This window comes from Burkholderia sp. LMG 13014, from assembly GCF_905232215.1.
Taxonomy (GTDB): Bacteria; Pseudomonadota; Gammaproteobacteria; order Burkholderiales; family Burkholderiaceae; genus Burkholderia.
This window is the reverse complement of sequence record NZ_CAJNKE010000353.1, coordinates 1-6,301: the sequence shown is the minus strand read 5'-3', so window position 1 is coordinate 6,301 and position 6,301 is coordinate 1. Positions and strand designations below refer to the sequence as shown.

Annotated in this window: 6 protein-coding genes and 1 pseudogene; 5 read left to right on the top strand and 2 right to left on the bottom strand. The window is 67.6% G+C overall.

All coding sequences use genetic code 11. The features are described from left to right. Positions 1-35: 35 nt before the first annotated feature. The 4 genes from JYJ84_RS25780 to JYJ84_RS25765 all read left to right on the top strand — a co-directional run bounded on the left by JYJ84_RS25780 (position 36) and on the right by JYJ84_RS25765 (position 3,389). Positions 36-386, top strand: a complete 351-nt coding sequence (locus tag JYJ84_RS25780; RefSeq protein WP_089452088.1) for a VOC family protein — start codon at positions 36-38, stop codon at positions 384-386. A gap of 382 nt (positions 387-768) precedes the next feature. Then, positions 769-1,749: an ATP-binding cassette domain-containing protein gene (locus tag JYJ84_RS25775; RefSeq protein ID WP_175219989.1), complete on the top strand. Its 981-nt coding sequence runs from the start codon at positions 769-771 to the stop codon at positions 1,747-1,749. Positions 1,750-1,753: 4 nt separating this feature from the next. After that, complete coding sequence (locus tag JYJ84_RS25770; RefSeq protein WP_174955981.1) at positions 1,754-2,581, top strand: ABC-2 family transporter protein; 828 nt, start codon at positions 1,754-1,756, stop codon at positions 2,579-2,581. Between the two features lie 4 nt (positions 2,582-2,585). Then, entirely contained in the window at positions 2,586-3,389 is an 804-nt protein-coding gene (locus JYJ84_RS25765) for an ABC transporter permease (protein WP_122947775.1), read from the top strand. Between the two features lie 185 nt (positions 3,390-3,574). On the opposite strand, the gene JYJ84_RS25760 is transcribed toward JYJ84_RS25765, so the two are convergent. Beyond that, the gene (locus JYJ84_RS25760) at positions 3,575-4,876 is read right to left on the bottom strand and encodes an aspartate aminotransferase family protein (protein ID WP_174955980.1); all 1,302 of its coding nucleotides are present in this window, start codon (positions 4,874-4,876) and stop codon (positions 3,575-3,577) included. A gap of 84 nt (positions 4,877-4,960) precedes the next feature. Here JYJ84_RS25760 and JYJ84_RS25755 point away from each other — a divergent pair, with 84 nt between their 5' ends. Then, positions 4,961-5,845, top strand: a complete 885-nt coding sequence (locus tag JYJ84_RS25755) for a LysR family transcriptional regulator (protein WP_175219992.1) — start codon at positions 4,961-4,963, stop codon at positions 5,843-5,845. Positions 5,846-5,870: 25 nt separating this feature from the next. Here the strand turns inward: JYJ84_RS25755 and JYJ84_RS25750 are convergent. After that, positions 5,871-6,185: pseudogene (locus tag JYJ84_RS25750) on the bottom strand (chorismate-binding protein); the annotation flags it as partial. Between the last annotated feature and the right edge of the window lie 116 nt (positions 6,186-6,301).

Sequence of the window (6,301 nt, the reverse complement as noted above, 5' to 3'; positions counted from 1 at the left end):
CGTCGCGGTACTGTCACGCCCCGTGAAGGAACCCGATGAAAGTCAAACGGATCGTCGCCAATATCGACACGCGCTCAGTCGACGACGCCAAGCGCTTCTACCAGCGGATCTTCGGCCTCGACCTGCTGATGGACCACGGCTGGATCGCGACCTACGGCAACGACGAGCAGATGGACGTGCAGATCAGCTTCGCATCGCAGGGCGGGGCGGGTACGCCGACGCCCGATCTGTCGATCGAGGTCGACGATGTCGATGAGGCGCTCGCACGTGTGCATGCGGCCGGGATTCCGGTGGAGTACGGCCCGGCTGACGAGCCTTGGGGCGTGCGGAGGTTTTACGTGCGCGATCCGTTCGGCAAGCTCGTCAACGTGCTCGCGCATCGCTGATCGGGCACGCCGGGGCGGCCAAGGTGGCGTTCACGCATGCAACGCCAGCCCGACCAGTCGGAGAGTCTCCGCATCGCCGGCACGAAACACTTCGCGGGTGGCTATCGCGTCCGGTAGCGCATCCGCAAGGCAGGCGGCTTGCCGGTTGCAGCAGGTGTGTAGCCGATTCGGCTCCGATCGTAGTCAAATCGGCTGCGTTTGGGCCATCCGTCCGAATCGATACACACGCGACGATGCGGGTCACGCCAGGTAGCCCTCTCCGCTGCAACGCAACCGGTCATGCTGCGATCCGTTGCGCCGCCCCATGATAAGATCGCGCGCTTTCCGCGCCGGCACCGTCTGCCCGACGGCCGCGGGCCGCTAACGAACCCGCGAGGATCGCATGTCCCAGATCATCGTCGAAGGCCTGGCGAAGACTTATCGCGTCGCGGAGCGGCAGCCCGGCATGCTTGGGCTGCTGCGCCGCCGCTGGCGTGAAGTCGAAGCGCTCAAGGACGTCAGCTTCAGCCTGCGGCACGGCGAGCTGCTTGGTTTCATCGGGCCCAACGGGGCCGGCAAGTCGACCACCATCAAGGTCCTGTCCGGCATCCTGCGGCCGACTTCCGGCAGGGTGGTCATCGACGGCCGCGTGCCGTTCGACGACCGCATCGCACACGTCGCGCGCATCGGCGCGGTGTTCGGGCAGCGCAGCCAGTTGTGGTGGGACCTGCCCGTCATCGACGGCTTCGACCTGCTGCGCGACATCTATCGTGTCGATCCCGGCGCCTATCGGCGCACGCGCGACGCGCTCGTCGCGATGCTGCGCCTCGACAGCCTGCTCGACCAGCCGGTACGCCAGTTGTCGCTCGGGCAACGGATGCGCGCCGAAATTGCCGCGGCGCTGCTGCACGAGCCGCCGATCCTGTTTCTCGACGAGCCGACCATCGGCCTCGATGCGCCGTCGAAGCTCGCGGTGCGCGAATTCGTCAAGACGCTGAACCGCGAGCGCGGCGTGACCGTGTTGCTGACGACGCACGACATGCACGACATCGAGGCGCTCGCGGAGCGCGTGATCGTCATCGGACATGGCCGCGTGCTGGCCGACCAGCCGTTCGACGCGCTGCGCGCCGGCGTGCTGTCCGACCGCCGCATCCTGGTCGACTTCGCGGACGAAGCACCGGCGCTCGACATCGCCGGTACGCAGTTGCTGCGACGCGAGGGTCGCACGGCCGAGCTCGCGTTCGATCCGGGCGTCATCGGTGCGCCCGCGCTCGTCGCGCGCATCGCGGCCGAGCATGCGGTCGAGGATATCCGCGTCGAGCAGCCGGCGATCGAGGAGGTCATCGCGCGCTTCTACCGCCTGCATGGCGCGACGGAAGCCTGAGCCGATGGACGTCCTGCGCCCGTACGCCGCGGCTTTCTCGGCACGCTTCAAGACCCTGCTCCAGTATCGCGCGGCGGCCCTCGCGGGCTTCACGACGCAATGCTGGTGGGGCGCGCTCAAGGTGATGATCTATGCGGCGTTCTATCGTCACGCGACGCACGCGCATGCGTCGATGACGCTCGAGCAGGTGACGACCTACACGTGGATCGCGCAGGCGATGTTCGCGCTGCTGCCGTGGGCCGGCGACCCCGATGTCGCGGCGGCGGTGCGGACCGGCGCGGTCAGCTATGACCGGTTGCGCCCGGTCGATACATACACGTGGTGGTACGTGCGGGCGATGGCGTGGATGAGCGCGCGGGCGCTGCCGCGAGTCCTGCTGATGTTCGTCGCGGCAGCGATCGCGCTGCCGCTCGCCGGGTTCGGCGAATGGGCCTGGCAGCCGCCGGCGGACGCCGCGCGGGCCGCGCTGTTCGTCGTGTCCGTGATGCTGATGATCGGGCTCGCTGCCGCGTTCGTGATGCTGCTCAACCTGTGTATCGCCGCGACGCTGACCGATCGCGGGATCAACACGCTCGCGCCCGCGTTCGTGATCCTGTTCTCGGGCAACCTGATTCCGCTCGGCCTGTTTCCGGACTGGCTGCAGCCGCTGCTGATCGCCCAGCCGTTCGCCGGGATGCTCGACATCCCGTCGCGGATCTACATCGGCACGCTGAGCGGGGGCGCCGCGTGGGCCGGGATCGCGCTGCAGGCGTTCTGGATCGTCGCCTTCGTCACGCTGGGGCGCATGGCGATGCACCGCGTGATGGCGCGGCTTCACCTGCAGGGAGGTTGACCCGATGCATGCCGCCCGCCTGCTGTCCCGCTACTTCGCCACCTCGATCCGCGCCCAGCTCCAGTATCCGGCCTCGAGCCTGATGCTCGGCGCGGGCACGTTCCTGACGACCCTCATCGAACTGGTCGGCATCTGGGCACTGTTCGACCGCTTCGGCGACGTGCAGGGCTGGCGCTTCGGCGACATCTGCATGTTCTTCGGAATGGTCAGCGTCAGCTTCGCGATCGCCGATTTCATCAGCCGCGGGTTCGACGTGTTCGGCAGCGACTTCATCCGCACGGGCGATTTCGACCGCCTGCTGCTGCGCCCGCGCACGGCCACGCTGCAACTGATCGGCCATGACTTCCGGTTGCGCGTGATCGGGCGGCTGCTGCAGGGTATCGTCGTGCTGGTCGTCGCGACGCGCGCGCTCGATTTCGACTGGAACGCCACGTCGATCGCGCTGGCCGTGTGGACGATCGCCGGTGGCGTCGCGCTGTTCTTCGGGCTGATGGTGCTGCAGGCCACGCTCGCGTTCTGGACCGTCGAGAGCCTGGAAGTCGTCAATGTCGTCACGTACGGCGGCGTTCAGGCCGCGCAGTTCCCGATCAGTCTTTATGCGGGCTGGCTCCGTCATTTCCTGACGTTCGTCGTGCCGATCGCGTGCATCGCGTACTTCCCGGTGCTGGCGATCCTCGGCAAGCCCGATCCGCTCGGCGCGCCGAGCTGGTTTCTGCCGCTCGCGCCGGCGGTCGCGTTCGTGTTCCTGGGCGCGTGCTTCGTCGCGTGGCGGTTCGGGGTGCGCAAATATACGTCGACGGGTACCTGAGCGGCGTGCGCGTACCCGTGATGCGCGACGCGTGACTGCCGGCGCGTCACGCGCGACTTGCGCGATTTGCGCGGACACCGAAGCATGTCGATCGATCGGGAATCTTGATCTCGTTTCCTTCTCGCCGGTCGCCGATCCGGCGCGACGGAACGTACGGCAGCGGAGCAGCGCGCTGCCGTACACCGCTACAGCGCACGTGCGATCGCCTGCTCCAGTAGCGACAGGCCGAGGTCGATCTCTTCCTCGCTGACGGTCAGTGGCGGCGCGATCCGGAACACGCCGCCCATGCCGGGCAATTGCACGATGTTCATGCTGAGCCCGAGATTCATGCATTCGCGCGTGATCTTCGCGCCGAGCCCGTCCGCCGGTTCCTTCGTGCGGCGATCCTTGACGATCTCGACGCCGAGCAGCAGCCCGCGTCCGCGCACGTCGCCGATGCAGTCGAAGCGCTCCATCAGGTCGAGCAGGCCGCGCCGGAGCCGGTCGCCCATCACGTTCGCCCGTGCGACGAGCCCGTCGCGCTGCACCACGTCCAGCACGCGCAGGCCGACGGCCGCCGGCAGCGGATCCGACACGTGCGTCGTGTAGAACAGGTAGCCGAGTTCGTGCGCGCGTTCCTCGATCTGCGCGGACGTGACGATCGCCGCGAGCGGCAGCCCGGCGCCGAGCGTCTTCGACAGCGTCAGGATGTCGGGCGTCACGCCGTCGCGCTGGCACGCGAACATCGTGCCGGTGCGCCCGACGCCGGTCTGCGCCTCGTCGAGGATCAGCAGCATCCCGCGTGCCTCGCACTTGCGCTTGAGCGCCGCCATATAGCCTTCCGGCAGCTCGATGATCCCGCCCGAACTGAGGATCGGCTCCGCGATGAAGGCCGCGAGGTTGCCGCTCGACTGGCGATCGATCAGGTCGAACGCGTAGTCGAGTTCGGCGAGGTAGTCGTAGGTGCCGTTGCGCTCGAAGCGCGGCCGGTACGTGAACGGCGCCGGAATCGCGAACGAGCCGACCGACGCCGGGCCGACGCCCTTGCGGCCGGCGCTGTACGTGGCCGACGCGGCCGCGCCCGTCATCCCGTGCCACGACTGCGCGAAGCCGACGATCTCGTACTTGCCGGTGACGAGCTTCGCCATCCGGATCGCCGCTTCGTTCGATTCCGCGCCGGTGCTGAGCAAGAGCGCGCGATCGAGCCCGGCGGGCGTGATGTCGGCCAGGCGCGTCGCGAGGTCGACGACCGGCCGCGACAGCATCCCGCTGAACAGGTGATCGAGCTTGCCCGCGTATTCGCCGATCACGGAGACGATCTCCGGATGGCTGTGGCCGAGCACCGCGCTCATCTGGCCTGATGTGAAATCGAGGATCGCGCGGCCGTCCGCGTCGTACACGAAGCTGCCTTGCGCGCGCTCGATGATCATCGGCTCGAACGTGCCGCCGTAGCGGACCAGGTGCTGCCTGGCGTTGCGCCAGAAGGTCGGGTCGTCGTTCAGGGACATCGGGCGTCTCCGGGCAAGGGGTAGGGGGTAGGGGGCGCTTGCAGTCTAGGCGCGCGTCTGGTTTGATGGAAACGAATAGTTCTTATGCAAGGTAGAAAAGGAGCTAATACCTTGGGGCTTTCGCTCGAAATCGACCTGCTGCGCTCGTTCGTCGTGATCGCCGAGGTGCGCGCGCTCAGCCGCGCGGCCGCGCGTGTCGGCCGGACCCAGTCCGCGCTCAGCCAGCAGATGAAGCGGCTCGAGGAGGTCGTCGACCAGCCGCTGTTCCAGCGCACCGGCCGCGGCGTGGTGCTGACCCACCCGGGCGAGCGGCTCCTCGTGCATGCGCAGCGCATCCTGAGGCTGCACGACGAGGCAATGGCCGACCTGTGCGGCACGGGGTTGTCGGGGACGATCCGCTTCGGGTGCCCGGACGATTACGCGGAGGTCTGGCTGCCTTCGCTGCTGCGGCAGTTTTCGAGCCAGCATCCGCAGGCGATCGTCGAAGTCGTATGCGGGCCGACGCCGCGGCTCATTGAGCAGCTGGAGAATCGCGCGGTCGATCTGGCGATGATTTCATTGCCGGACGACGGCGCGAACGACGACATCATTCGCCGCGAGCAGCTGGTCTGGATCGGCTATCCGGGGCTCGAACCCGCGCATTTCGATCCGTTGCCGCTGGCGCTGTCCGATCGCGACACGCTCGATCACCTCGCGGCCTGCGAGGCACTGGATCGTGCCGGCCGCGATTACCGCGTCGCGTATGCGAGCAGCAGTCTCGCGGGGCTGATCGCGCTGGTGCGTTCGGGGCAGGCGTTCGCGGTGATGACGCAGACGGCGGTACCGGCCGACCTGGCGATCGTCACCGGCGATCCGCGCTTGCCGCCATTGCCGGCGGTGGGCATTGCGCTGAAGTTCGATCGCAAGCGGCCGTCGCATCTGACGACGGCATTCGCCGAGCATATCCGGCTCACGCTGCCGCTGTTGTGATGCGCGCGGTCGTCGCGCCGAAGCATCATTCGACCGTCGACGAATCCGATAGCTGTGCCGAGCCGCGGGCATTGGCATCCGCCGCCGCATCGCGCACGCGGATCGCCGCCTGAATGCTCGACAACTTGAGTTCGGTTTCCTGATATTCGTTGACCGGCTCGGAATCGGCGACGATGCCGCAGCCCGCGAACAACCGGCACGCGCCACGGTCGACCAGCGCGGAGCACAGCGCGACGATGAAGTCGCCGTTGCCGTGCGCGTCGATCCAGCCGACGGGCGCCGCATACCAGCCACGATTGAAACCTTCATGCGCGCGGACGTGGTCGAGCGCAGCGGCGCGCGAAGTCGTCGGGCCAGTCGGGTGCGTTGGCCGGGAGGATTGCATGCGCTGACCCTGGGTTCCGGCAAGTTGTCAGAAAATGTAAATGAGAGGTATTATCATTTGCAACAAGTGCC

Bases quoted from the DNA above. Each gene is read 5' to 3' on its own strand.
- JYJ84_RS25780 (WP_089452088.1), top strand. From the start codon at position 36: ATGAAAGTCAAACGGATCGTCGCCAATATCGACACGCGCTCAGTCGAC.
- JYJ84_RS25775 (WP_175219989.1), top strand. From the start codon at position 769: ATGTCCCAGATCATCGTCGAAGGCCTGGCGAAGACTTATCGCGTCGCG.
- JYJ84_RS25770 (WP_174955981.1), top strand. From the start codon at position 1,754: ATGGACGTCCTGCGCCCGTACGCCGCGGCTTTCTCGGCACGCTTCAAG.
- JYJ84_RS25765 (WP_122947775.1), top strand. From the start codon at position 2,586: ATGCATGCCGCCCGCCTGCTGTCCCGCTACTTCGCCACCTCGATCCGC.
- JYJ84_RS25760 (WP_174955980.1), bottom strand. From the start codon at position 4,876: ATGTCCCTGAACGACGACCCGACCTTCTGGCGCAACGCCAGGCAGCAC.
- JYJ84_RS25755 (WP_175219992.1), top strand. From the start codon at position 4,961: ATGCAAGGTAGAAAAGGAGCTAATACCTTGGGGCTTTCGCTCGAAATC.